The sequence below is a fragment of the Kutzneria kofuensis genome, assembly GCF_014203355.1.
Classification (GTDB): domain Bacteria; phylum Actinomycetota; class Actinomycetes; order Mycobacteriales; family Pseudonocardiaceae; genus Kutzneria; species Kutzneria kofuensis.
Window position 1 is genome coordinate 8,616,349 of record NZ_JACHIR010000001.1, and the last position, 24,159, is coordinate 8,640,507.

The 24,159-nt window shown below is 69.5% G+C and carries 23 protein-coding genes and 2 pseudogenes; 14 read left to right on the top strand and 11 right to left on the bottom strand.

Going from position 1 to position 24,159, the window contains the following annotated elements; genetic code table 11:
- Positions 1-308 precede the first annotated feature (308 nt).
- The gene (locus BJ998_RS38825) at positions 309-1,058 is read left to right on the top strand and encodes an ANTAR domain-containing protein (protein ID WP_184868232.1); all 750 of its coding nucleotides are present in this window, start codon (positions 309-311) and stop codon (positions 1,056-1,058) included.
- A gap of 44 nt (positions 1,059-1,102) precedes the next feature.
- Here BJ998_RS38825 and BJ998_RS48845 read toward each other — a convergent pair whose 3' ends face one another.
- Both BJ998_RS48845 and BJ998_RS38835 read right to left on the bottom strand, forming a co-directional pair.
- Entirely contained in the window at positions 1,103-1,474 is a 372-nt protein-coding gene (locus BJ998_RS48845; protein ID WP_184868233.1) for an STAS domain-containing protein, read from the bottom strand.
- A gap of 252 nt (positions 1,475-1,726) precedes the next feature.
- A complete protein-coding gene (locus BJ998_RS38835; protein ID WP_184868234.1) occupies positions 1,727-2,266 on the bottom strand; it encodes a DUF5994 family protein in 540 nt (179 codons plus the stop codon).
- Between the two features lie 252 nt (positions 2,267-2,518).
- Here BJ998_RS38835 and BJ998_RS38840 point away from each other — a divergent pair, with 252 nt between their 5' ends.
- From BJ998_RS38840 to BJ998_RS38855, 5 genes are all read left to right on the top strand, one after another.
- Complete coding sequence (locus BJ998_RS38840; RefSeq protein WP_184868235.1) at positions 2,519-2,665, top strand: DUF6307 family protein; 147 nt, start codon at positions 2,519-2,521, stop codon at positions 2,663-2,665.
- Between the two features lie 138 nt (positions 2,666-2,803).
- The gene (locus BJ998_RS38845; protein ID WP_184868236.1) at positions 2,804-3,964 is read left to right on the top strand and encodes an AI-2E family transporter; all 1,161 of its coding nucleotides are present in this window, start codon (positions 2,804-2,806) and stop codon (positions 3,962-3,964) included.
- 139 nt (positions 3,965-4,103) lie between these two features.
- Positions 4,104-4,289: a hypothetical protein gene (locus BJ998_RS38850; RefSeq protein WP_184868237.1), complete on the top strand. Its 186-nt coding sequence runs from the start codon at positions 4,104-4,106 to the stop codon at positions 4,287-4,289.
- 83 nt (positions 4,290-4,372) lie between these two features.
- A complete protein-coding gene (locus BJ998_RS46810; RefSeq protein ID WP_221339528.1) occupies positions 4,373-4,543 on the top strand; it encodes an RGCVC family protein in 171 nt (56 codons plus the stop codon).
- A gap of 7 nt (positions 4,544-4,550) precedes the next feature.
- Positions 4,551-5,699, top strand: a complete 1,149-nt coding sequence (locus BJ998_RS38855) for a carboxylate-amine ligase (RefSeq protein WP_221339538.1) — start codon at positions 4,551-4,553, stop codon at positions 5,697-5,699.
- Between the two features lie 45 nt (positions 5,700-5,744).
- On the opposite strand, the gene BJ998_RS38860 is transcribed toward BJ998_RS38855, so the two are convergent.
- Positions 5,745-6,833, bottom strand: a complete 1,089-nt coding sequence (locus BJ998_RS38860; protein WP_184868239.1) for a glycosyltransferase family 4 protein — start codon at positions 6,831-6,833, stop codon at positions 5,745-5,747.
- 352 nt (positions 6,834-7,185) lie between these two features.
- Between BJ998_RS38860 and BJ998_RS38865 the strand changes: the two genes are divergently transcribed.
- Complete coding sequence (locus BJ998_RS38865; protein WP_184868240.1) at positions 7,186-8,220, top strand: fatty acid desaturase family protein; 1,035 nt, start codon at positions 7,186-7,188, stop codon at positions 8,218-8,220.
- Between the two features lie 343 nt (positions 8,221-8,563).
- On the opposite strand, the pseudogene BJ998_RS38870 reads toward BJ998_RS38865, so the two are convergent.
- Together BJ998_RS38870 and BJ998_RS38875 are read right to left on the bottom strand one after the other, a co-directional pair.
- Positions 8,564-9,504, bottom strand: a pseudogene (locus BJ998_RS38870) (transaldolase family protein); the annotation flags it as partial.
- A gap of 25 nt (positions 9,505-9,529) precedes the next feature.
- Complete coding sequence (locus BJ998_RS38875; RefSeq protein ID WP_184869213.1) at positions 9,530-10,429, bottom strand: acyl-CoA desaturase; 900 nt, start codon at positions 10,427-10,429, stop codon at positions 9,530-9,532.
- 325 nt (positions 10,430-10,754) lie between these two features.
- Here BJ998_RS38875 and BJ998_RS38880 point away from each other — a divergent pair, with 325 nt between their 5' ends.
- Positions 10,755-11,471 carry a GAF and ANTAR domain-containing protein gene (locus BJ998_RS38880; RefSeq protein ID WP_246488744.1) on the top strand — a complete coding sequence of 239 codons (717 nt, stop codon included), beginning with the start codon at positions 10,755-10,757 and terminating at the stop codon, positions 11,469-11,471.
- A gap of 76 nt (positions 11,472-11,547) precedes the next feature.
- Positions 11,548-12,306, top strand: coding sequence for a GAF and ANTAR domain-containing protein (locus tag BJ998_RS38885; protein WP_184868241.1), 759 nt, complete (start codon positions 11,548-11,550; stop codon positions 12,304-12,306).
- Between the two features lie 558 nt (positions 12,307-12,864).
- Here BJ998_RS38885 and BJ998_RS38890 read toward each other — a convergent pair.
- Positions 12,865-14,064: an IS110 family RNA-guided transposase gene (locus BJ998_RS38890; protein ID WP_376775833.1), complete on the bottom strand. Its 1,200-nt coding sequence runs from the start codon at positions 14,062-14,064 to the stop codon at positions 12,865-12,867.
- 237 nt (positions 14,065-14,301) lie between these two features.
- Here BJ998_RS38890 and BJ998_RS38895 point away from each other — a divergent pair, with 237 nt between their 5' ends.
- Positions 14,302-14,478, top strand: coding sequence for a CsbD family protein (locus tag BJ998_RS38895; protein WP_184868242.1), 177 nt, complete (start codon positions 14,302-14,304; stop codon positions 14,476-14,478).
- Between the two features lie 212 nt (positions 14,479-14,690).
- Positions 14,691-14,846 carry a hypothetical protein gene (locus tag BJ998_RS38900; RefSeq protein WP_169743537.1) on the top strand — a complete coding sequence of 52 codons (156 nt, stop codon included), beginning with the start codon at positions 14,691-14,693 and terminating at the stop codon, positions 14,844-14,846.
- Positions 14,847-14,881: 35 nt separating this feature from the next.
- Here BJ998_RS38900 and BJ998_RS38905 read toward each other — a convergent pair whose 3' ends face one another.
- The 3 genes and pseudogenes from BJ998_RS38905 to BJ998_RS38915 all read right to left on the bottom strand — a co-directional run bounded on the left by BJ998_RS38905 (position 14,882) and on the right by BJ998_RS38915 (position 17,171).
- On the bottom strand, positions 14,882-16,087 hold the full coding sequence (locus BJ998_RS38905; RefSeq protein WP_184868243.1) for a PP2C family protein-serine/threonine phosphatase: 1,206 nt from the start codon (positions 16,085-16,087) through the stop codon (positions 14,882-14,884).
- Positions 16,084-16,887, bottom strand: a complete 804-nt coding sequence (locus BJ998_RS38910) for an alpha/beta fold hydrolase (protein ID WP_184868244.1) — start codon at positions 16,885-16,887, stop codon at positions 16,084-16,086. The genes BJ998_RS38905 and BJ998_RS38910 overlap by 4 nt, the downstream gene beginning before the upstream one ends.
- Before the next feature lie 81 nt (positions 16,888-16,968).
- Positions 16,969-17,171 (bottom strand): annotated as a pseudogene (locus BJ998_RS38915) (cold-shock protein).
- 1,538 nt (positions 17,172-18,709) lie between these two features.
- Between BJ998_RS38915 and BJ998_RS38920 the strand changes: the two are divergent.
- Entirely contained in the window at positions 18,710-19,168 is a 459-nt protein-coding gene (locus BJ998_RS38920; protein ID WP_184868245.1) for an ATP-binding protein, read from the top strand.
- 295 nt (positions 19,169-19,463) lie between these two features.
- A complete protein-coding gene (locus tag BJ998_RS38925) occupies positions 19,464-20,207 on the top strand; it encodes an ANTAR domain-containing protein (protein ID WP_184868246.1) in 744 nt (247 codons plus the stop codon).
- A gap of 781 nt (positions 20,208-20,988) precedes the next feature.
- Here the strand turns inward: BJ998_RS38925 and BJ998_RS38930 are convergent.
- Positions 20,989-21,801: an SAM-dependent methyltransferase gene (locus tag BJ998_RS38930; RefSeq protein WP_184868247.1), complete on the bottom strand. Its 813-nt coding sequence runs from the start codon at positions 21,799-21,801 to the stop codon at positions 20,989-20,991.
- Between the two features lie 180 nt (positions 21,802-21,981).
- Complete coding sequence (locus BJ998_RS38935; protein ID WP_246489966.1) at positions 21,982-22,293, bottom strand: helix-turn-helix domain-containing protein; 312 nt, start codon at positions 22,291-22,293, stop codon at positions 21,982-21,984.
- A 132-nt stretch (positions 22,294-22,425) separates the two neighbouring features.
- On the opposite strand from BJ998_RS38935, the gene BJ998_RS38940 reads away from it, so the two are divergent.
- Positions 22,426-24,135, top strand: coding sequence for a WD40 repeat domain-containing protein (locus BJ998_RS38940; protein WP_221338286.1), 1,710 nt, complete (start codon positions 22,426-22,428; stop codon positions 24,133-24,135).
- Positions 24,136-24,159 lie beyond the last annotated feature (24 nt).

A 24,159-nucleotide genomic window follows, 5' to 3' on the forward strand; every position in this document is an offset into this window, starting at 1 on the left:
TCGCAGCCGTGCCGCGGGGAGGCATTCGATCAGCCTTGTGCTCGTGATCGGGGACGCCTCCGGGATCGCGCAGGGTCCTGGCGCGGGGACGAAGTACGCTGGAAGCGGCGTGCATCACGCAGAGTAGGGCGAAGCCGGACCCTGACCTACCGCCATCCAGGCACGGAGTCATCACCGACGGGCGAACTGGACGGTGTCCTCGGTGCGACGGTCCTGGAGCCAATGGGGCACAAGCGATTCCGCACGACACCGGCTAACGTGGGATGTGATCAGCAGTACCGTCGACAGCGCGCTGTGGGGCGGCGGATGTGAGCAGCGACCGGGCCGACAGGGTAATAGCGGCGATCAACGATCTCGCCCGTGCCGAGGGAGCGCCGGTCGCGATCCGGCACGTGTGCCTGGCCTGTGCCAATGCGCTGCACGCCAGCGGAGTCGCGCTGTACGTGATCGGTGACCTCGGACTGGGCGAACCGGTCCACGCCATCCACCCGGTCGGGGGCCAGGTCGCCGAGTTGCAGGTCACCCTCGGCGACGGACCCGCCATGCAGGCGCTGGCCGACCCCTATCCGGTCGCGGCGCCTGATCTGTCCAGCAGCCAGGCGCAGACCGACTGGCCGGTGTTCGCGGCACAGGCGTGGGCCCTTGGCGTTCGGGCAGTGTTCGCGTATCCGCTGGCAATGGGAGCGATCACGGTGGGCGCCCTGGAGATCCACCGGGCCGTCGCGGGCGGATTGTCGGCCGCCGAGCGCGTCGACGCGCTGTTGTTCGCCGACGTGGCGATGCGCCTGATACTCGACCGGGTGCAGGACATCCCCACCGTCGGGGAGCACGAACTGTTCGCCAGCGAGTTCGCGGTGCCGTGGGGCGGAATCCACCGCGCCACCGGCATGGTTTCGGTGCAACTGCACAGCGACCTCGTCACGGCGTTCCTGCGGCTGCGCGCGCATGCGTTCAGCACGGATCGTCCACTGTCGACGGTCGCGGACGACGTGATCGAGGGCAGGCTGCGCTTCACCCCCGATCCCACCGACGAGACCGGTCCCGCGACCGATCCGTGACCACCTTCACCGTGCCGGAGACGGACCACCGTCGCAGGTCATGGTCACTTCGCTGGCGCAGGTGACAACGAGTGCGGGCAGTCGGAGGTCGTGGTCGGTGCGAGGAGAAGGTCGTGTGTTCCGGTCACGGTGAGCAGCCGGCGCACGATCCGGGCCGGCGCCACCAGGCACAGCGAGCCACCCGCGGCGGCCGCCCGGGAGCGCCAGCGCACGAACAGTGTCAGCCCGGCGCAGCCGCAGAACCGGAGCTCGGCAAGGTCGACGACCAGATCGCGGCCGGCCTCGGCCAGCGGTCGCACGTCCGAGTCGAGCCCGGGCGCGGTGGCCATGTCCAACTCGCCCTCCAGCCTGATCCGGACCAGGTTCCGGTCACTGTGGACGGTCCAGCCGAGTGGCGCGCGGGTCCGACTGCTCACGGTCCCGTTCACGGCTGGGAAGCGATGACCGGCCGCGACGAGAGCAGCGCCGTCAGATTCATCTCGTACCTCCTGGTCGCTCTGATGTGAGCCACCAGTGGTCTGGGGTGGTCGGATGACACGGCGGGCCGGGCTCAGTGGGGCAGGGTCACGGCGGGCGACGCGGGCAGGTCAGGCGCCAGACCCGGCCGCGAAAGGGTGTTCGTTCGATCCGGCGGCGGATCTGGCCAGATCGGCGTCCGGTGCGGCAGGTCAGTCGAGTCCGGGTACTCGACCGCCGTCGCCCTCCCAGCGGTCCTCGGCTCCGTCGGACGCCACACGAGGGCGTGGTATCGGTTCGCCGGACGAGACGCCGGCCATGGCCAGGATCGTCGCCGGGCTGTCGGCGTTGTCCCGCAACCCGGCGGCCATCATCGCGTCGTGCCCGGTCGCGTCCGCGGCCTCCGGAGGGACCACGAGTAGGGTGACACGCCGCCCGTCCAGCCCGATGACGTGCACGATGTCCTTGTCCTGGAAGCGGAATCCCTCCAACCGGACGCGCCAGCCGTCGATCTCGACCCGACGCGGAGTCGTGCCCCAGGCGGCCATCGCGAACACCACCCGATGCACCACTCCCAGCCGGACGGCCAGCACCCCGGCCAGTGCGGGCAGTTCCGCGGCCAGGTCCCGGGACCGCGGCCACCAGCCGCCGTCGACGTATCCGGTCGTCGGCCCCTGCGGCTTGAGTCTCAACCTGAGCTGTCGCTGCCCCACCGAGGCGGGACCGGCGTGAACATGTGGGCCCGACGTCATGCCGGTGCTCCTCAACCCGATCGCGTTGCGACCGTTCTGTGATCCGCCGAGGACGGCGCCGACGTGACTGCCGGCGCGCGATGTGCTCTCAGCACCCTCCATGCTACGCCGCCTGTCCACCCCAGGAGTGTCCTCGACCGGGCGTCGGCAGGCGTATCGTCACCACTGACGCCGTCTCGACATCGAACAGTCCGGCCGGCACGTGACCGAGGCCCGGATCCGAAGGCGTGAGCGCAGTCCAGAGGAAGTCTCATGAGTCAGACGTACGACCAGCGGCGAAGCACCGTGCAACACGTCCTGGAAACAGAGAAGATCCATGCGGGCAAGGGAAAGACGCTCGCCGACCTGGCCGCCAAGGTCCTTGACGCGCTCGACCACATCAAGGAGGACGTGCGCTAGCGCACGGCGGCGCGGGCATCGCCGCCGGATCCTCGACCGCCGGCGCGGACGTCGAGGTTTGGGACAGCCGTCGCTGAGCAACCCGGTAGCCGGGAGCGGCGCTCGACTGCGCCGCGTGCAGAGAACCGAGACCACGCGATGCCCGCATCATCCCCGGATTCCGCCGCCGGCCATCACGAACTCGTCGGCCAGCCGCATGACGACGAGCGCGAGGGTCCGGTGGCCGACGCCGAAGCCGAGGCGGCCCAGATCAGCGAGTCCGACCAGCCGCTGGGCACGATCGGTGCGCGATTCGACCGCAGGTCGCCGTTCCTGGTCGGGATGGCCGCCGCGGCTGGTGTCGCCGTCACCTACGGTCTCGTCCTGGTGGTGGCGGGCCTGCGGGAGGTGTTGATCCTCGTCGGGCTGGCGCTGTTCATCGCGATCGGACTCGAGCCGCTCGTGTCCTGGCTGGTGGCCCGCCGGCTGCCCCGCTGGCTGGCGGTCGCCGCCGTGTTCGTGGCGGCGGTCGGCGCGGTCGGCGGCTTCCTCACCGCGGCGATCCCGGTGGTCGTCGCGCAGGCGACCCAGGTGGTGGCGAAGGTCCCCGACTACCTACGCCAGGCCCAGGACCACAATTCCTGGCTCGGCCAGCTCAACGACCGGCTGCACCTCCAGCAGGCGGTCGAGAACTCGCTCAGCGGCGGCGCCAGCCTGCTCAACGCGGGCGCCGTGGTGTTCGGGGCGCTGGCCGATCTCGGCATCCTGGTGGTGCTGACCGTCTACTTCGTCGCCGACCTGCCCCGGATCCGGACCGCGCTCTACCGGTTGGTGCCCAACTCGCGACGGCCGCGGGCGATCCTGATCGGGGACGAGATCTGTGTGAAGGTCGGCGGCTACGTATTGGGGAACCTGCTGATCTCGGTCATCGCCGGGGTGCTCACCCTGGCCTGGTCGCTGGCCTTCGGCGTGCCGTACGCGGTGCTGCTCGCGATCGCCGTCGCCGTGCTGGACCTGATCCCCGTGGTCGGATCGGTCATCGGCGGGGTCCTGGTCAGCCTGGTCGCGCTGACCGTGTCCGTGCCGGTGTGCCTGGCCACGATCGGCTTCGTGCTGGTCTACCGGTTCGCCGAGGACTACCTGCTGGTCCCGAAGATAATCGGCGGCGCGGTGAAGGTGCCCGCGTTGGTCACCGTGGTGGCGGTGCTGCTGGGCGGGGCACTGCTCGGCGTGGTCGGCGCCCTGGTCGCGATCCCCATCGCCGCAGCGGCCTTGCTGCTGGCCAACGAGGTTCTTTATCCACGCCTGGACCGCGCGTGACCAGGAACCGGGCGACTTCACGCGTGACGGTGTACTGTCGGCGGAACCGGGAGCATCTCGCGTGTCGGCGTTCAGGCCGACGCCGTCCCCGGTGAACGTCCATGTCGGTCGTGCCGCGGCCGGGGACAGGGAGACCGACATGAGGTCGGGTCCGATCGTCCGCAAGATCCAGCACCGGCTCACCGTCGGACCGACGAAGTCCGATTCGGTCGACGGCGGCTGGTGGCCGAGGCCGCGCGAGCTGGCGGCGGAACCGCCGCCGTCGCCAACACCCCTGGGCGTCCGGTCGAACTGGATCCGAGCCACCCGGCCGCGTTCGCGGTGAGCGTCCCGGACGTCATGGCGACGGGCACTGTCCACTTCAGACTGTTGACGCGGACGGCCGGCGGCACGTGGAGGCAGGCCGTGATGGAGCCCGTGCGCGCATCCTCCGACAAGGCCGCCCTTTCGGCCGACTGCCCGGTGTGTCCGCATCCATCGGACGCGCATGACCAGATCGGTGCGAGGTACTGCGCCGCGACCGTGGCCGGGAAGTTCGAACGCGGATGTGTCTGTGTCACAGGCGAACCCGCCCGATAGGGCGGCCGTGGCGCCAAGGCCGGTCGACCCGTGGCGCACCCTCGGCGTCGAGGAGGAGTTCTTCCTGGTGGACGCCGAGACCGGAAACGCCGTGGCCGGCGCGCCGGAGATGGCTCGGCTGCTCGCGGACGAGCCGGCCGTCACCCCCGAGTTCATGCGGTACCAGATCGAGACGGCCACCCCGGTCTGTGCCGGGCTCGGCCAGGTCCGCGCGGAGTTGGATCGGCTCCGCCGCCTGCTCGTGGGCGCGGCCGACCGTGTCGGTTGCCTGCTGGTGGCCACCGGCGTGCTGCCGTTCGACACCCCGCCAACGCTCTCCGCGGTCACCGATCTGCCGCGCTACCGGGATCTCGTCGACCGGTTCCCTGGTCTGCTGTCGTCGGCCAGTACGTGTGGGTGCCATGTGCACGTCGGTGTCCCGTCACGGGAAGTCGGTGTCCAGGTGCTGTCGCGGATCCGATCGTGGCTGCCGCAACTGCTCGCGGTCGGCGCCAACTCGCCGTTCGCGATGGGACGGGACACCGGCTGGGACAGTTGGCGCCACCCGATGTGGTCGCGGTGGCCTACCGCGCGGCCGCCGGAGATCTGGGCTGACGCCGGCCACTACGACGCGGCGGTGCGCCACCTCGTGGACAGCGGCGCCGCGGTGGACCCACGCGGCGTCTACTGGCATGCGCGACTGTCGCCGCGGTACCCGACGGTGGAGGTGCGGATCGCGGACGTCGGACTGTCGGTGGACGATGCGGTGCTGCTCGCCGGACTGGTCCGGGCGTTGGTGGCGACCGCGGTCGAGGAGCTCCGTGCGGGCAGGCCGGCGCCGGCCGTGCCCACGGCGAGGATCGCGGCCGCGTTGTCCGCCGCCGCCCGACACGGCCTCGGTGGCCCCGGCATCGACGTCTTCTCCGGCGATGTCACGGCGCAGCGGCAGTTGTTCCAGGATCTGCTCGACCACCTCCGGCCCGGTCTGGAGGTCACCGGTGACGCGGACGAAGTCGAGCGGCTGGCCGGCGGGGTCGTGCTCGGCGGCAGCGGGGCGGACCGGCAGCGGGAGATGCGCGCCGCTTCGGCGACGACGGGGGAGTTCGTCATGGCGCTCGCCGCCGCGACCGCGGCGAGCCGGGCGCCGGAGCTCACGGTCGACGGCAACGACCGGTGATGCCGGGCTGTGCCGCCCGTCGCGGGCGCGGCGCAGCCCGGTGGCCTACGCCGTGGTCCTGCCGGGCATCCGAACGGGGCGCACGGCAGCCGTCGACGGCGCCGCGATCAGCTCTTCGAGCTGGCGGACGACCACAGCGGGCGGCATGGGCTGGGGCGTGGCGAACACGGTCAGCAGCGCGTCCACCGACTGTGCGACGGTGAATCTCGTGGCCGCCCGCTGTCGGGCCGGCAGCGAGAGCGGCCCGAGGTCGACCGCCTTGCGGATGCCCCACGCCAGTGCCTCGGCATCGTCCGGCGCGACGAGCACCAGGCCGCCGCAGTCGGTCTCGGGCAGGCCACCGTCACGTGACGCGATCACCCGGCAGCCCGAGTGCTGGGCCTCGATCGAGACGATGCCGAAGGTCTCGTGCCAGTACTGGCTGTTCGACGGCATCACCACGACGTCGTGCTCGGCCATCAAGGCCGCCATCGCCGCCGGTGTGGTGCGGGTGGGCACCACGGTGATGCCGGGATGGCCGCGGAGCAGCCGTTCGATGATCTTCCCCTGCGGCTTGTCCGCGCCCGCGGTCGTCGCGGTGAACGCGATACGCGAGTCCTGCTCGATGATGTCGATGTGCAGCGTCTCCAGCAGGGTGTAGACGCCCTTCTCCGGGCTCAGCCGGCCGGCGAACAGCACGCGGGTCGTGTCGGTCCGGGTGGCCGGCCGGGACTGGGCGGCGAAACAGGGTTCGGCGAACGGATGCACCACGTTGATCGTCGCGACGTCCACGTCCAGGTACCGCGACCACAGTGTGGCGGCGTAGCGGCTGGTGGCGATGAGCGCGCGCGTTCTGGTTCCCTCGACGGCGAATGCCCGGTGGTGGTCGCGAATGGGCGGCGGATTGTGCAGGATCAGGAACGCCGGACGTCTCGTGGGCACCGTGTGCGGTTCGTTGACGAACACGACCGTGCCGTCCAGATCGCCGACATCGGCCAGCCGTGACAGCGACCGGAACGGGACGCCGGCGAAGCCGTCCCGGCCGTCGCGGGCGCCGAGGCCGACCGTGACCACCTGCGCCGGGATGCCGCGCCTGGTGAGTTCCCGGACCTGTCCGACGGTGTAGTTCTCCGAGCCGCCGGTGCCGGCGGGCAACGGGTTTCCCGGTGACCAGACAAAGGAAATCAAGGTGCCACACCGTCTTTCGTCGTTGGGCGTCACAGATCGACTGGGCGAGCCGCGGCGCGGCCGAAACAATCCACAATGGACGAACGAGCGCGTGGCGGCCCAATCCGCTGAAGAGACGCTCAGAACCAGATGCCGGCGGGAATCCGCGGCGATGTGATGGCGAGCGAAGACACTCGTGGTCAACGTAGCACGGGAAGTCCGTGACCGCCGTGCCGGCGACGCACCGCCGCCAGCACGGAACTTTCCGGGATCGCCAGGCGTTGTGGTGTTGACGGCATGCGGCCGAAATCGGCCGTCCCCGTTCGAACATGGGAAACACATGACGTCAGTCGAGGCAGGACCGCCGGCCGCGCGACGTGGCACCGACTTCGCGGCGCTGTCGCGCGTGATCAGGCGGCAGGGCCTGCTCGACCGCCGGCCACGCAGGTATCTGGTGAAGTTCTCGGTCAACGCGGCGCTGCTGGCCGCGGGCTGGACGGCGTTCGCCGTGCTAGGATCGTCCTGGTGGCAAGTCGCCACGGCGGTTCTTCTGGCTCTGGCGCACACTCAGCTCGCGTTCATCGGCCATGATGCCGGTCACAAGCAGATCTTCACCGGAAAACGGGGCAACGACGTCGTCGGCTACCTGCACGCCGGTCTGGTCGGCATGAGCTATGGCTGGTGGCTGGGCAAGCACAACCGCCACCACGCCAATCCCAACCACGAGGACGAGGACCCGGACATCCGGATTTCCGTGCTGGCCTTCACCGGCGAGCAGGCCACCGCCAAGCGCGGTGTGGCCCGCTGGCTGGCCAGGAACCAGGCCGTGCTGTTCTTCCCGCTGTTGACGTTGGAGGGACTGGGCCTGCACGTGTCGGGCGTCAAGGCGGTCTGGCGGCGTGAGGTCAAGGCGGTGCCGCTGGAGGCGGCGCTGCTCGCGGCACATGCCGTCGGTTACCTCGCGGCAGTGTTCTTGGTGCTGTCGCCGGTGCACGCGCTGGTGTTCATCGCGGTGCACCAGGGGCTGTGGGGCGTCTACATGGGATGCTCCTTCGCCCCCAACCACAAGGGCATGCCCACCGTGTCGGCCGGGCAGCGGTTGGACTTCCTGCGCAAGCAGGTGCTGACCTCCCGCAACGTTCGCGGTGGCCGGGTTGTCGACTTCCTGCTGGGCGGACTGAACTACCAGATCGAGCACCACCTGTTTCCCAGCATGCCGAGGGCGAACCTGCGCCACGCCCAGCCACTGGTGCAGCGGTTCTGTGCGGACAACGGGATCGCCTACCACGAGACCGGCGCCCTGGACTCCTACCGACAGGTGCTCCGTCACCTGCACGCCGTCGGCGCGCCACTGCGCCGAACGAAAGGACAATGATCATCACTCAGACCATCACGGCTGTGCCGCCTCGCAATGCCGGCTCGCACGTCGACGAAGTCCGGTTCAGCCATCCCGTCCTGGACGCGCCCATGCGCCGCTGGGCGGACGGAACACCCGGATCCGGCCGCGCGCCGCGCTGCGCGCCGGTGCGATTCATCGCGCCCGCCGGCGGTGACCAGTCGACGGAGGACCATGTCGAACGGACGGTCTACACGGGACCGTCACCGCGGCAGTCGTTCCGCCGTGTCGGCGCTGAGTCGGCGGCACGCACCCGAGGCCGACGCACGGTGTAGTCCAGCTTGCGGGCCACCGCGCGGCCGAGTTCGTCCCAGCTCGCCTCGAACGCGGCCATGCCCTCGCGTTCCAGGGTTTCGGTGACGTCCGCGTAGTCGACACCGACGTGCCGCAACGAGTCGAGGTGCTCCCTGGCTGCCTCGTAGCGGGCGTGCACGGTGTCCCCGGCGACGACACCGTGGTCGGCGAAGGCGGCCAGTGTGTTGCCGGGCATGGTGTTCACGGTTCCGGACACGACGAGTTCGCTGACGTACACGGTGTCCGGACAGGACGGGTCCTTCACTGCGGTGGAAGCCCACAGCGGTCGTTGCGGATGCGCGCCGTCGGCGGCGAGGCGTTGCCAGCGTGAGGTCGCGAGGGATCCTTCGTGGATCTGGTGCGCCAGGCGGGCATGCTCGACAGGTCGCGGCCGGTGCGCCACGCCTGCTCGAGGCCGAGGGCGAAGGCGTCGACCACCTGGCGGTAACGGTCCAGTGAGAAGATCAGCGTGACGTTGACGCTGATGCCCCCGGCGATCGCCGCCGTGATGGCCGGCAATCCCGCCGTGGTGGCGGGAATCCTCACCATCAGGTTCGGCCGGCCGACCTCGTCCCACAGCGCGTGCGTCTGGTGGACGGTGGCGTCTGTGTCCCCGGCCAGCCGCGGGTCGACCTCGATCGACACCTTGCCGTCGACGCCGTCGGTGCGGTCGTTCACCGGCCGCAGCACGTCGCATCCCGCACGGACTTCCGTTCTGGTGATGGCGAAAACGGCGTCGTCGAGGTCGGAGCCGGCGAGTGCGTGCAGCTGCTCGTCGTATCTGTCTCCTGTGGACAGCGCGGACGCGAAGATGGTGGGGTTCGTGGTGACGCCCACGACGTGCCGGTCGGCGACAAGCGTCGCCAGTCCACCGCCCGCGAGCAACTCGCGGGACAGGTCGTCGAGCCACACCGAGACGCCGGCCGCGGACAGTTCGGCGAGCGGGGACCGCGGCCGTTCGGTGTTCACGAGGCCTCCGCGGTCGCCCGGCCGCTCATCGGGTGCGGGACAGGTTGCGGGCGACCCGCTGCGGCGCCGGCCAGCGGACCTTGGTCGCCCAGCCGAACTTCTCGAAGATCCAGATGACGCGGGCGGAGATGTCGATCTGCCCGCGGCGCACGCCGTGACGCGCGCAGGTCGGGTCCGCGTGGTGGGAGTTGTGCCATGACTCGCCCATGGAGGCGATGGCCAGCGGCCAGAAGTTCGCCGACCGGTCGCGCGCGGTGAACGGCCGGTCGCCGATCAGGTGGCAGATCGAGTTCACCGACCACGTGACATGGTGCAGCACCGCTACCCGCACCAGACCGGCCCAGAAGAACGCGGTCAGCGCGCCCCACCAGGTCATGGTGGCCAGACCGCCGACAAGGGCGGGGGCCAGCAGGGTGCCAGCGGTCAGCGCCGGGAACAGGCGATCGACGCGCCGAATGTCCTTGTCCGCCAACAGGTCCGGCGCGAAGCGGGCGGCGTTGGTCAGGTCCCGCTCGAACAGCCAGCCCATGTGCGCGTGCCAGAAGCCGCGCACCAGCGCGGTGGCGGAAGTGCCGTAACGCCATGGCGAATGCGGATCACCTTCCCGGTCGGCGAAGGCGTGATGGCGACGGTGATCGGCGACCCACGTGACGACGGGGCCCTGCATGGCCGCACTCCCGGCCGTGGCCAGCGCGATTCGCAGCGCGCGGTTGGCCCGGAACGCGCCATGGGTCAGGTAGCGGTGGAACCCGATGGTCACACCCAGACAGGTCAGGCAGTAGAAGAACACGGCGAGCCCGATGTCGAGCCAGCTCAGGCCCCAGCCCCACGCGGCGGGAACGGCGGCGGCCAGGGCCAGCATCGGCCCGGCCGTGAACACGACCACCAGTGCGATCCTGGCGGCGGACTGTTCGCCGGCCAACATCGGTTCCGGCTCGGCGACGCGAGGTGCACGAACAGAAGCGGTCACGAACAAACCTCCAGGGCCTGACGCTGTTACGGCCGCCGGGTCCGGGGCGATCGTGGCGAACTCTCACCATGAGGCTACCCCGGGACGCGCCGGCCAACCCGTCATGTTCCGACCGGCGGCAGCCGTCCGATCCCGTAGAGTGAGCCACGAACGACGTGGTGTGCTGACCATCTTGGCGAAGGCCCGGACCCGCCGCACCAGGAACCATCCTGAGTTGTCGATGTGGCGGAGGTGAAGGCATGCCGGTCGCATGGCTGGCGTACGGCCGAGGTCGCCACCGATGAGTGACCCTGACGGCGCGGTCTTTCGGGTGCGAGCCGTGATCGCCACCGCGATGCGGGAACACGCGGATGACCCGGACCTGCTGGTGCACGTGTGCCGGGCGTGCGCGGACCTGTTGCCGGTGGACGGCATGTCGATCTCGCTGATGAGCGACACGGACCGCCGGGAGGTGATGTTCGCCAGCGACGAGGTCAGCGCGCGAATCGAGGCACTTCAGTTCAGTCTCGGCGAGGGGCCGTGCTTCGAGGCGTTCACCACCGGCCGGCCGGTGCTCGTGCCGGACCTGGCCGGCGCCACCACCCCGGCGTGGCCGGCGTTCGCCGCCGAGATGGCAGGCGAGCCCGTGGGGGCCGTCTTCGCGTTTCCCTTGCAGAGCGGCACGGTCTGTGCCGGCGCGATGGATCTCTACCGGCGGCGGCCGGGCTGGCTGTCGCCGGCGGAGCTGGCCACGGCGCTGGCGGTGGTCGACGCGACGGTGCTGGTGATGCTGAGCCAGTTGGCCGAGGCCGACAACGGCATGTGGTGGCTCGCGCTGCCCGAGCAGCGCGAGCAGGTGCACCAGGCCGTCGGCATGGTCATCGCCGCGTTCGGAATTCCGGCCGATCAGGCGCTGGCGCGGCTGCGGGGATACGCGTTCGCCGCCGGCCGCCTCGTCGACGAGGTGGCCCACGACATCGTCACCCGCGCGCTCGCACCGAAGGATCTCGACAGGTGAACCGAAAGGGATTGAGCGGGTGAGCGACGGTGGAACTGACTATCCTCGACCTGGCCGACAGGAGCGGAGCGAACCCATGAGCAGCACAGCCCCCACCGGCGCGCAACGGGAATCGCAGCTGCTCCACGCCTTCGTCCAGATGGCCGACACCCTGGTCGACGACTACGACGTGGCCGACGTGCTGCACCAGTTGGTCGACCACTGCGTGCGGCTGCTGGACGCCGCCGCGGCCGGTCTGATGCTGTCCGACCAGCGCGGGAACCTACAGGTGCTCGCCTCCTCGTCCGAACGAACGCGGCTGCTGGAACTCTTCCAGATCCAGAACAACGAAGGCCCCTGCCTGGACTGCGTCCGCAGCGGCGAGCCGGTCCTGGTCGCCGACCTCACCGCCGTCACCGGGCGCTGGCCGATGTTCGCCCCGTTGGCGGTCGCGGGCGGCTTCGTCTCCGTGGCGGCCGTTCCGCTGCGGCTGCGACGGGAGACCATCGGAGCGCTGAACCTGTTCGGCCGCGAACCCGGGCCGCTCAACGACCAGGACGCTCAGGTCGCCCGGGCGCTGGCCGACACGGCCACCATCGGCATCCTCCAGGAACGGGCCATCCGTCGCGGCGAGGTGCTCACCGAGCAGCTGCAGACCGCGTTGAACAGCCGAATCATCATCGAGCAGGCCAAGGGTGTGCTCGCCTACGCCGGAGACCTGGAGATGGAGCAGGCGTTCGAGACCCTGCGCCGGTACGCCCGCAGCCACGGGGCCCGCCTCAGCGAGGTCGCGCACCGGCTGGTCACCGGCGGCATCCTGCCGCGGGAAATCCTGCCGGACAGTGTCGATTCCTGACACCCGGTTGCCCTATAGGGCGTCGGACCGTCCGACGCTAGGCTGCTCGGCACTTGCCTCTGCCAGCAGCCGCCCGGACCCGCGGTCAGCCCCCATCTTTGAGGAGCGCTCCGTGTGCCGGATGTCGACGGCCATCACGCTGGACGGCCCCGTGGGCCCAATTCCCTTTGTCACGCGCGACATGTAGCTGTCGGCCCGAGCGGCCGAGGCCGCGGCTCCGGCATGTTCCGACGATCGCCCGCCGAGTGCGGTGATCGTCCGGCCGGAGTTCGACAGGACGGCGTCGGGTCAGGGGTGACGCCGTCTGTTGGTCGTGGTGCTCCCCGCGCAGGGGGCGGGGAGCACCACGATGCCCCGATTGCGTTCGCCGTCGCCACGTCGAGGTTTCCCGATCTGCCCCCGGGGTAGCCAGTCGCAGCCCTTCCTGAGGGGAGGGATCGAGGACGTCACTCCTGGGCCGGGCCGACGCCGGCAGGCCATGGGTCTGTGCGTGAACCTGACGGAGGAAGGATTCCCAATGACGTTGTCAAGCGGTAGCGGTGATAGGCGGTGAGCCTGTCAGGCTGCTGCGCTGCCTGGTCGTGGCACGTGGGGCTGGAACGTTCGTTCGTCGCGGACGAGCGCCCACACGACGTTGAGGCGTCGACGCGCCAGGGCCAGTACGGCCTGCTTGTGGACCTTGCCCTCGTGCCGTTTGCGTTCGTAGAAGGCCTTCGACTCCGGACACCGGACGATGGCGTACTGCGCGGACAGGTAGAACGCCCGCAGCAGCCGCCGGTTGTAGCGGCGCGGACGGCGCAGGTTGCCCTGAACCCGGCCGGAGTCACGCGGGACCGGCGCCAGGCCGGCGACACCGGCCAGCCGGTCAACGCTGCCGAACGCGGCCGGATCCCCGCCGGTCAGAGCGATGATCTCGGCCCCGAGCAACGGCCCGATGCCGGGCATGCTCAGGATCACGGCGGCGTGCCGGTGCTGGCGAAACCGGCCCTCGATCAGGGCGTCGGTCTCCGCGATCTCCTCATCCAGGGCCATCACCCCCTTGGCCAGCCGCGCCGTCATGGCCGCGGCAGTGGACTGTCCGGGAACGGCGGTGAGCTGGGCCCGGGCTGCGGCGATCGCGGTCGCGGCGATTGCGGCGCCGTTGCGGACCTTGCGGGCCCGCAGCCAGGTGGCCAGCTCGGCCTGGCCGCACTCCCGCAGCGCGGCGGGAGTCTGAAAGCCGGTCAACAGCACCAGCGCGGCTTTGGAGGAGCTGTAGTCAAAGGCTCGTTCCAGGGCGGGGAAGTACTCCAGGATCTGGGCGCGCAGCCGGTTGATCGCCCTCGTGCGGTCGGCGGTCAGGTCGTAGCGGCGGGCGGTCAGGATCCGCAGGTCCACGGCGATCTCGTCGCCGGCGGTCATCGGGTGCAGGTCGCGGCGCATGCGGGCCTGGTCGGCGATGATGAACGCGTCCTTGGCGTCACTTTTGCCCGATCCTCGGTAGCCGGCCGAGGCGTGGTGGACGGTGCGGCCGGGGATGTAGAGCAGGGCCTGGTCGTGGTTGACCAACAGGGCGATCAGCAGCGCGCCGCCGCCGGCGTTGAGATCGATCGCCCACAGCACGTCGGGCGACAGCGCTCGGACATCGGCGATCAGCTCCAGCAGTTCGGCCTCGTTGTTGGGCACTCGCCGGGACAGGATCTTGTCGCCCTCGGCGTTGATCACCACGCAGTGGTGGTGGGCTTTGCCCGCGTCCACACCGGCCCACAGTTGCGGCACGGCCACCTCCCGTCGTCGTTCGTGCCAGACACCCAGCAGACGACCTCGCCGTCACGTCCTTATGCAGCGATTGTTTCGCTCATCCCAATCAGCGGCCGAGTCGTCGCAGGACCCCGGGCGGCCAATCCTTCCCAGCCACACCAACGGCTCCGTCATGACAGCCACACCCGAGGTCCCCGGGCCTTCCTGATCTTACGACTGACCAGAACCGACCCGACTCAGAAGATAAGGATCCTCATGAGCACCGAACGCAAGATCGACGCCAAGGCCGACGAGGTCAAGGGCAAGGTCAAGGAAGGCGTCGGCAGCGCCACCGACGACCACAGCCTGGAGGCCGAGGGCAAGGGCGACCAGGCCAAGGGCAAGGTCAAGGAGGCGGCCGAGAAGGTCAAGGACGTCTTCAAGAAGGACTGACCTGAGTAGACAGTGGTGGGCCGTCGCCAATCCGGCGACGGCCCACCACGTCGTTTCGCGGCCGTCTGCCGGATGGCCGCAGCCCGCGCCACCGGATCGGCATCGCCGGAGCCGCCGAGGTTTCGGCGGGCCGTGAACGGGCATCCCCTCGACGACGCCATGAGTTCCCGCGGTCCGCGGCCGGCGTCCCTGGTGAAGGAGCACAGCAAGCCATGATCATCTTAGGTGTCATCCTGTTGATCGCAGGTTTCCTGCTCAACATCTCCATCCTGTGGACCATCGGCATCGTGCTCGTGGTGATCGGCGCGGTGCTGGCGATCCTCGGCGGCACGGGACGCAAGGTCGGCGGCCGGGCGCACTGGTTCTGAGCCGACCCGTCACTCGGCGGTGACCGTCGCCCTCCTCAGCGCACCGGCACACTCACCGCCAGCGCGGCGGCGTCATCCTCCAGCCCCGTCCCGAAACTGGTCAACAGCCTCGCCACCGCGGCGATCAGGTCGGTCGCCGTGGTGGGCGAGAGGGCCGCGGCGAAGGCGTGCAGTCCTTCTTCCTCGTAGCGGCCCTGCCCATCACCGGTGCGCGCCTCGGTCAGCCCGTCGGTGTAGAGCAGCAAGGTGTCTCCTGGCCCCAGGTGCGCCGTGGTGGTGACGAAGCGGGCATCGGGCAGGACGCCGACCAGTTGGCCGCCGGGGGTCCGCAGAGGGTCGACTGCGCCGTCGGCGCGCAGCAGCAGGGCCGGCGGATGTCCGCCACTGGCCAGTCGCACCTGGTAGCCCCCGCCCTGCGGTGTGAGCAGTCCGAAGACCACGGTGGTGAACCGCGGATCGTCACCGGTGTATTCGTGATGGAGCACGGTGTTGAGGTTGCGCAGCACGGCGCTCGGGTCGTTGTCGTACACCGCCGCCGCGCGCAGGGTGTACCGGGTCAGGGAGGTCACCGCCGCCGCGTCGGCCCCCTTGCCGCACACGTCTCCCATGAACATGCCCCAGAGGCCACCGGCGAGTGGGAACAGGTCGTAGAAGTCGCCGCCGACCTCATCGGGGCTGGCGTGGTGGTAGTGGGCCGCGACCTCGGTGCCCGGCGGAGCGGACAGGATCGGTGGAAGCAGGGTGCGCTGCAAGGTGGTGGCCAGTTGCTGGACCCGATCGCGGTCCCGCTCGGCCTCGCGGCGGGCCCGCAGCAACTCCTGTTCGTAGGCTCGACGTTCGCGGGCATCGAAGATCGTCATGCGCAGCAGCAGAGGACGGCCGTCGTGGCCGGACTTGACCCGAGCGGTCAGCAACACCGGCAACCGGGCGCCGTCGGCGGTCACCAGCTCCAGTGCGATCCCGTTGACCTCGCCGTGCATGCGCAGCAGGGGAGCGAGATGGGTCTCGTGGTACAGCCGGCCACCGACCGTGAGCAGGTCGCTCAGCCGGCGCCGACCGACCAGGTCCGCGCGCCGGTGCCCGAGCCACTCCAGCAACGTAGAGTTGATCTTCACGATCCGGCCGTCCAGCATCGCCGACAGATACCCGCACGGCGCGTGTTCGTAGAGTTCCTCGGCGTCGTCCTCCAGCAGCGCGGAGAACTCCGCGTGGTCGCGGTCGGGCCCCGCCGCGGCCGTCACCGCAGGTCCCCGGTGAAGGACATGATCGCCTCGGCGGTGGCCTCGGGCGCGCTGAGCTGGGGACAGTGGCCGGTCGCATCCAGTGTGACCAGTCGACTGCCGGCGATGCGGGCGTGCACGAAAGCGCCGACCGCGCGCGGAGCGATGGCGTCCTGGGCGCACTCGACGACCAGCGTCGGCACGCCGACCGCGGCCAGATCGGCGCGGTTGTCGGACAGGAACGTCGTGCGGGCGAACACGGCGGCGATCGCCGGATCGGTGCGGCAGAAGCTGTCGGCCAGTTCCTGGCTCAGCTCGGGCCGGTCCGGGTTGCCCATGATCACCGGAGCCATCGCGGCCGACCAGCCGAGATAGTTGCTGTCCAGGGACTCCAGCAGCTCGTCGATGTCGGCGGCGGTGAATCCGCCCCGGTAGTCGCCGTCGTCGAGATAGCACGGCGACGGCGTCAGCAGGACGAGACCGGCGAACCGCTCGGGGTGGCGGTTGGCCGCCAGCACCCCGATCATCGCGCTGACCGAGTGCCCCACGAACACCACCTCCGGCAGGTCGAGGCCCGCGCAGAGGTTCAGCACGTCGTCGGCGTAACCATCCAGGCTCGCGTACACTTGCGGGTCCCAGGCCGCCAGGTCCGAACGGCCGGCGCCGACGTGGTCGAAGACCACCACCCGGTGATCGCGACCCAGCGCGGGAACGACCAGGCGCCACAGGTTCTGGTCGCAGCCGAACCCGTGGGCCAGCACGACCACCGGCCCGTCCTGATTGCCGGTGATCACCACGTTGTGCCTACCACGCACATCCATCGGTTGGTCTCCGTGCCCGCCCGGTCGTGTGCGGCAGCTGGCGTCAAGCCGCATACGGCCCCGGGGCTGTGGTCGGCCCGGTCACAGCAGGTGGACCGACGTGGCCTGCGGGCCCTTCTGGCCCTGGGTCACCTCGAACTCGACCGGCTGGTCGTCCGCGAGGCCGTTGTGGTCGTAGTCCTGGATCTTGCTGTGGTGCACGAACACGTCGCGCCCGCCGTCGCGGGAGCGATGAAACCGAAACCCTTCGTGTCACTGAACCACTTGACGGTTCCCTGAGTCATGCGCGTGCTCCTTCGGTCGAGTGGAACGCGTTCGACGTGTCCCGGTAGAAACCCGGGTACTGGTTCCCGACGCCGGGCGACGGTCGGGTGTGCGGCGCCGGCGCAGTCGTTGACGTCGAGCGAGTTGCCGGCCACCAACCGGGCGGCCCGGATATGCTGGTCCGCTTCCGCTCTCGCGGCCTTGGCTCGCGTGTCGGCGAACCCGACATCGCATCCTGGTGCTCGACCCAGGCCGGGTTGGCTCATCCGTGCTGCGGCCGTGATCGCGACGGGCGGGCGGCGTGGTGTCCCGGTGGGGTCGGCTGGCAGTTCGCGACCGACGACGGTGTGGGGTGGGGTGAGCGGATAGTGCGGGGGCAAGCGGTGCTCCCGTCTCCGTGCGGAGAAGCCGCCCGGTTGGATTGACAGGGGACCACGCTGGCTGAGTGTCGGCGGCTCGCGCCCGTCTGGCATCGACTGTACCCCATCGCAGCCGGACTCGACGGGGTTGGAATGCGGCGTGCTTGTCGACGCGCGCCGGATTTGTTGACGCCGGCGACCGGCACGGCGTTCGCGGCTTGGATTGACGAAATGGTTGTCCACCAAGGTGTTTCGGCAACGTAGGGGGGACGGCCTTCGCCGTCATCCAGAGCCGGGCTGGCGGCATGGTGGCCCCTGCCGTCAGCCCGGGACGCCAACGCCGGCGACGTGGAGCGCGGTCGCTCGGTGTCTTCTCAGATGGGCGCCGGGGCTTCGTCGTTGTGAAACGGTCAGCCGTGGCGCTCGATGCCCGCAAGGGACATGGTGGAGACTAGCCGGGCAGGCAACCCGACGTCGTGCCGACGCTCCCGTTCCTGGCCGGACAGGTCCGGCCAGCCTGGTTGCCGAGGACGCCACCAGTTCAAACACCGGCTCGCGAAAAGCTCTCGGCATGGTCCACCGTACCCCAGATCGGGCTGTCGCGCGGCACGTCAGGGAGTACGGTCGAGCCATGACGGAGGAGGCGGGGGCCCCGTGCTCGGTGCGACGCTGGCCGAGTGGGTCAAGGCCAGGGAGGAGACCCTACGACACCTGGTGGCCGGCGCCCGTCGATGAGAGGTGGGTACAGCATCTGGCCGACCTGTTGGCGACGGAGCGGTCGTGGCAGGACCAGTACACCGAGCTGATCGCCCTCGGTCGTGCCGGCGGCACGTTCCCTTCCTCCCAACGCTGATCGACCCGAAAATGAGGAACCATCGGCAGACGGGCGGCCCGATCCGCGCGGGCAAGTCACACATCCGACACTCCGGCCGCTGTGCTCAGCCTGTCGCTGTCCACACGAACACAGACCGGCGCGGCGAGCGGGCAGCTCCCGTCTACGCCGGCGAAGCCGCTGAGGTGAGTGCGAATCAGCTGGACACAGCGGCGATTATGTGACTGCCTCGCCTTTGCGATGGTGATGGTCGCGGCCGCACCACGGACGAAGGGACGCGAAATTCGCGCTTATGGCGGTCGAAACCGGGTATTCGACTGTCTTGCACAACTCGCGACCAGCAGCCGAACATGAACAGGTGATGCCCGTGGCCGCCTCGGACCCCGACCATCCTCCCGGCGAGCACGTGGTGTCCACCCTGCGGCTGACCGACGTGCCGGCCACCGCCGCCGCCCTGACCGGCGTCCGCGAGCAGTTGACGATATGGGCCGTCACTTCCGGGCTGGGCGACGACCAGGTCGACGACGTCGGGCTCGCCACCTACGAGGCGATGGCCAACATCGTCGACCATGCCTACGACCACCCCGGCGGCGTGTTCGACCTGCACGCCTGCCGACACGACGACCAGGTGACCGTCACGGTGACCGATCACGGTCGGTGGAAATCGCGGGAACGCGAAGCGGAGTCTCGGCGCGGTCGTGGGCTGCTGATCATCGAACGGACCACGCGCGAGTTCGAACTGAGCCCGCGCGCAGGCGGTACCACGGTGTGCATGGGCTGGTCGATCCCCGTCGACGAAACGAATTCGGGGCCGGCCACGCACTGAGGTCGCCGTCGCCGGTGCCACGCATGTTCGCGTTCGACAAACCTCGCGTGCGTCGGCGGCCCTGGCACCCGGTGGGAATGACGGGTAGCGTCAGTGACGCATAGTGAGGCCACCGAGGCTGTGCGGAATCGGTCGTGACAGGGGCGTCGGACGGGGCAGTAAGAATTCGAGGCGAGTAGGTCCCCATCAGCGGGCATGACATGGCCTCTCTACGGGGTCACCACATCTCTGCCTCACCTGGCACGTGTTTCGGCCTGTCGCCGCGGAGGCGGGACCCAATCGAACGGCGCTGACAATGCCTGCCACGGAACGGGAAGTCCGTGTTGCCGAGGCCGTGCTCGACCTCGCTCGCCGCGTCTCGGATTTCGATGTCCTGGACCTGCTCTACGATCTGACCGACCACGCGCTCACCCTGCTGACGGTGCAAGGCATCGGGATCACCATCGTTGACGCCCGTGGCAGGGTGCGGTATCTCACCGCGTCCGGCGAACGCTGCCGCAAACTGGAGGAAATCCAGATCGAGCTGGGCGAAGGCCCCTGCGTGGACAGCGCCCGCAGCGCCAGTCCCCTCGGCCCGGTCGCGTTCGGCGACGGCAGCCCAGGCGCGATGCGCCGGCCACGGTTCGCCGCCCACTTCCACATCGCGCGCGTAATCGCCATCGCGGCGGTCCCACTGCGCACCTCCGAGACCACCATCGGCGCCCTCAGCCTGATCAATACCAGGCCGCCGGTGCTCACCAGCCTGGACCTGGATGTCGCACAAGCTCTCGCCGACGCCGACGCCGACGCCGTCCGTTTCCTGAACCGGCGCCGACCACGCGAACAGGCCGAGATCACCGACCAACTCCGTGCAGCCCTCAACAGCCGCATCACGATCGAACAAGTCAAGGGAATCCTGGCCGAGCGCTTCCGCATCTCCATGGACGAAGCGTTCGCCCGCCTACGCGGACACGCCCCGCGCAGGCGCACCTCGATAGTTCCTGTTGAGCGACCTTCCGCACGCTGCGCAGCAACCGGCAGTGGCGGGGTGCGGCGATGATCGCCGCGCTCCGTCACGTCGTGGCGAACCGAGATGGTGGATGCGTGTCCCGATTGACGACCACCGCGCGCGGCCTGTCTCGGTCGGTGCATGCCGGCCTGGCCTGCCGGCGTAGCCGGGCGGTAGACGCGGCTGGTGACGGGTATCCGCCCGCGTCCTGCGCCCAACCATCACCCGTGCGGCGATGTCACTGTCATGGTGCACCGAAGCTTGCCGGGCTCGACCTGGGGCAGTGTCAGCCCGTTTGTTCGCGATGATCGCGGTCGCTGCCTGGAGGCTGGTCGCGACGGTGGCAGCCGTGGCTGCTCTGCTGCGTCTTCGTGATGTTGACACACCTTGGGTCGCGTTGCTGGCCTGGTCAGAGTATGCTGCGGGACAAGGGATCCATGCGTTTCACACCGGACGGGCTGGAGCAAATCTGGAGCAGGGATGCGTGCTGAACCGACGTTGAACCGCACTGTACGGCGCTCAAGTGCAGTGACCGCAACGGGTTTGCTGTGGCGATTCTCTGTTTTGGCAGGTCGGGGGCACTGTCCACAATGGCGTTGGGTCACACTGGCAGTGTGAGGGTCAGGCTCGGCATTGCCGCAGGCCAGAGTCCCACCCCTCAAGGCCGCCAACGCCGAGGTCCTCCTGCCCACTGCCGCTGCACAGCCTCACCTCGTTGGGATCCGCTCGGAGGGCTCGGCGTTCGAGCTGCACTACCCCACAGGTAGAGCGGCTGCGGCTGGAGGTGAGCACGGTGCAACGCCAAGCGTGACCGCGACGGAGCCGGTCGAGCCTATCCAGGCTTGCGGGCCAGGCCGCCGAAGAAGATGTAGTGCTCAGGGTGCGATGGAACATCGAGAGAAGTGTCAGGCCGCCACTCCGGCACATAGGCCGTGCCCGGTTCCACCAGCTCCAACCCATCGAACAGGCTGGTGATCCATTCCGTGGTTCGCGCGACCGCGGGATTGCTGCTGGTGGCGTACAGTTTCTCCAGCGCGCGCATCTCGGTGGGTCGGGAATCGGCGGTGGCATGCGTGATCGCGAGATAACTGCCCGGTACCAGCGCCTCTTGATAGTGGGCGACCAAGCTGGCGGGATCGTCGGAATCAGAGATGAAATGCAGCAGGGCCAACATCAGCACCGCGATCGGCTGGTCGAAGTCCAAAAGTCGCCGAATCTCGGGGGCGTCCAGGACAGCATCCGGAGTGCGGACATCGGCTCGAACGATCGTGGCGTTGGCGTTGTCATGCAGTATCAACTTGCTGTGCTCGACGGCCACCTCCTCGTTGTCCACGTACGCCACCCGGCAGGTGGGATCGGCCGCCTGGGCGATTTCATGAACATTGCCGACGGTCGGGATGCCGGAACCGATGTCGAGGAACTGCCGAATGCCTTTTCCGACCAAGAAGCGCACAGAACGGCGAAGGAACGCCCGGTTGGCCTGGCAGGAGGCGGCGACGCCGGGGAAGACCTGTTCCGCCTTGCGGGCGAACGCGCGATCCGCTTCGAAATTGTGCGCGCCGCCCAGGAGGGCGTCGTAGGCCCGTGCCGCACTCGGGGTGTTGAGATCGATGCCGGGCGGCACCCAGCCTGACAGATCCGCCATCGGTCGTCCTTCACGTCGTCGGGTCGGCTGCTTGATCATAATGGCTACCGCGGCGCGTAGCCGTCGATGTTCAACGGCGTGGCGCGCGGTGCTATCACCAGCCGGCTCACAGGCTGATTCCGGTGGCGCGCCACCCCCGCCAACGCTTGATCCGATGGTTACCGGTCGACGGCGGCGCGGTCAGACGCCAGAGGCGTGAAGCCGGTGCAGCGCCAGTTGGGTGCGGGACGTGCAGCCGGTCGCCTTCATTGCCGCCATGAGATGCTTCTTGACGGTGTTCACGGTGATGTGGAGTTCCTGGGCCACATCCTGGTTGGTCAGGCCTCGGGCCACCAGGTCGGACACCGCGGCCTGCCGCGGCGACAAGCAATCCGGGCCGACGATCCCACTCTCCGCCTGCAGGGCGAGCAACGGCCTGAGGTGACGGGTGAGCAGGCCGGCCACCGCTTGATCCCGCAGGGCGAAAACGTGGTCGGAGAGGATGCCGATCATCAGCACCTCTCCCGTCGCTCCTGACCGTATGGTGGCGGGCCGGGCGGGCGAAGGCACCGGCCGTCTGGAGGAACCTCCAACCCCTTCCACCTTCGGGCCATAGACGCGGTCAATTCCGGCTCCGACACTTGAATGTCCGTCGGACCGGCCGTGCTATCTGGGGGCAGTGGTGCGTTCACGATCAGACTTGGGAACGCCGGCGCCGACTCGCCGCGGGATCTGTGGTCCTGGCTGGCCGCTGAAGAGGATCTGCGGGGACGGGTCACCCTGACCGAACGGCCGCCCGACCCCGGAGCGATGGGACCGGTCGTGGCCACGCTCGCGCCGGGCGGGGCGGCGGTTGTGCTCGTCGGTGCGGTGATGCGGTGGCTGCGCTACCGCAGAGGCGACGTGACCGTCACCGTCGAGCGTGGCACCGAAAAGGTGCAAGTCAGTGCCACCCGGGTGCTCTCGTCAGCGGGCCTGCTGGTGAGCGTCTCCAACACCGGCGCGATCGTGCTTTGGGACGTGTCCCAACCGGGGCACCCCGCGCCGATTGGCCAGCCGGTGCCGGGCCACGACGGTGGGGCGACTGCGGTCGCGGTCGGCCCGGACGGCACGGTAGCCACCGGCGGGCGGGACAACGCCGTTCGACTGTGGCGGATCGACTCCTCGTCTCGCCGTCTGGTTCCCCTGGGAGCGCCGTTGGTCGGGCACACCGGAGAGGTGACCTCGGTGGCCTTCAGCCCGGACGGGAAGATGCTGGCCAGCGGCAGCCTGGACCGCACCGTGCGGCTGTGGAACCTCGGCGCCGACCCGGTCGCGCCGGCCGCCGCCCCGTTGCCGCACCGCAGCGGGGTCCGCACGGTTGCCTTCAGCCCGGACGGCCGCATCCTCGCCACCACCAGCGACGGTGTCGTCCAACTGTGGGACAGCACCGATCCGCAGCGGCTGACGCCGCGCACACCACCGATGACCCAACACGCCGGGCCGGTCACCGCCATTGCCTTCAGCCCCAACGGAAAGATCCTCGCCACCGGCGACGCGGACACCACCGTCCGGCTGTGGGGCATCGGCACACCGGGCCCGCCGCGACCGCTCGGGGAGCCACTGATCGGACACCGCGGGTCGGTCGCCGCGCTCAGCTTCAGCCCGGATGGCGCCCCGTTGGCCAGCGGCTCCGCCGACGGCACCGTGCGGCTGTGGGACGTGCGCAACCCGGTGGTCGCGGCGGCGGTGGGACAGCTGCCGGGCACCAGCGGACAGGTGATGTTCCGTCCGGGCAATGACATCCTGGCGGTGGCCGGCGCAGACCAGTCGCTGCAGCTGTGGGACGTGCACGAGCCCGGCGCACCGGTCCTGGCGGGCAAGGTCGCGACCGGGCACCGGGACGGCATCACCGGGTTGGCGTTCGATTCGGACGGCCGCATGCTGGCCACGTCGAGCGATGACAAGACGGTCCGCGTCTGGGACACGGCAACGCCAACGCGCGTCACTGAGATCGGTGGGCCGATAACCGGTCATTCCAGCGCCGTGGCCGCCGTGAGCTTCGGATCTGGCGACACGACCCTGCTCAGCGCCGGCCAGGACGGCAACCTCATGGTGTGGGACCTGCACGACCCGGCCCACGCACAGTTGTTCGCCGCCATGTTCAGCAGCAGCGCGCTCACCGGCCTGACCGCCCTGGCGCGTAGCCGTGACGGCCACACTGTCGCGGTCGGCACCGCCAACGCCACCGTGATCGGCGACGTCGACGCTGATCGGGTCGCCGCTTGGATCTGCGCGACTGCGGGGTCCCCGATCACGGCCAAGGAATGGGGGCAGTACTTCCCGGACCTGCCCTACCAATCATCCTGCGCGTGAGCTGACCGCCGTCGGCGCTCAGAC

Excerpts from the sequence above, each read along its gene's own strand:
- BJ998_RS38835 (WP_184868234.1), bottom strand. The coding sequence starts at position 2,266 with ATGACGTCGGGCCCACATGTTCACGCCGGTCCCGCCTCGGTGGGGCAG.
- BJ998_RS38840 (WP_184868235.1), top strand. The coding sequence starts at position 2,519 with ATGAGTCAGACGTACGACCAGCGGCGAAGCACCGTGCAACACGTCCTG.
- BJ998_RS38845 (WP_184868236.1), top strand. The coding sequence starts at position 2,804 with ATGCCCGCATCATCCCCGGATTCCGCCGCCGGCCATCACGAACTCGTC.
- BJ998_RS38850 (WP_184868237.1), top strand. The coding sequence starts at position 4,104 with ATGAGGTCGGGTCCGATCGTCCGCAAGATCCAGCACCGGCTCACCGTC.
- BJ998_RS46810 (WP_221339528.1), top strand. The coding sequence starts at position 4,373 with ATGGAGCCCGTGCGCGCATCCTCCGACAAGGCCGCCCTTTCGGCCGAC.
- BJ998_RS38865 (WP_184868240.1), top strand. The coding sequence starts at position 7,186 with ATGACGTCAGTCGAGGCAGGACCGCCGGCCGCGCGACGTGGCACCGAC.
- BJ998_RS38875 (WP_184869213.1), bottom strand. The coding sequence starts at position 10,429 with ATGTTGGCCGGCGAACAGTCCGCCGCCAGGATCGCACTGGTGGTCGTG.
- BJ998_RS38880 (WP_246488744.1), top strand. The coding sequence starts at position 10,755 with ATGAGTGACCCTGACGGCGCGGTCTTTCGGGTGCGAGCCGTGATCGCC.
- BJ998_RS38885 (WP_184868241.1), top strand. The coding sequence starts at position 11,548 with ATGAGCAGCACAGCCCCCACCGGCGCGCAACGGGAATCGCAGCTGCTC.
- BJ998_RS38895 (WP_184868242.1), top strand. The coding sequence starts at position 14,302 with ATGAGCACCGAACGCAAGATCGACGCCAAGGCCGACGAGGTCAAGGGC.
- BJ998_RS38900 (WP_169743537.1), top strand. The coding sequence starts at position 14,691 with ATGATCATCTTAGGTGTCATCCTGTTGATCGCAGGTTTCCTGCTCAAC.
- BJ998_RS38910 (WP_184868244.1), bottom strand. The coding sequence starts at position 16,887 with ATGGATGTGCGTGGTAGGCACAACGTGGTGATCACCGGCAATCAGGAC.
- BJ998_RS38925 (WP_184868246.1), top strand. The coding sequence starts at position 19,464 with ATGCCTGCCACGGAACGGGAAGTCCGTGTTGCCGAGGCCGTGCTCGAC.
- BJ998_RS38930 (WP_184868247.1), bottom strand. The coding sequence starts at position 21,801 with ATGGCGGATCTGTCAGGCTGGGTGCCGCCCGGCATCGATCTCAACACC.
- BJ998_RS38935 (WP_246489966.1), bottom strand. The coding sequence starts at position 22,293 with ATGATCGGCATCCTCTCCGACCACGTTTTCGCCCTGCGGGATCAAGCG.
- BJ998_RS38940 (WP_221338286.1), top strand. The coding sequence starts at position 22,426 with ATGTCCGTCGGACCGGCCGTGCTATCTGGGGGCAGTGGTGCGTTCACG.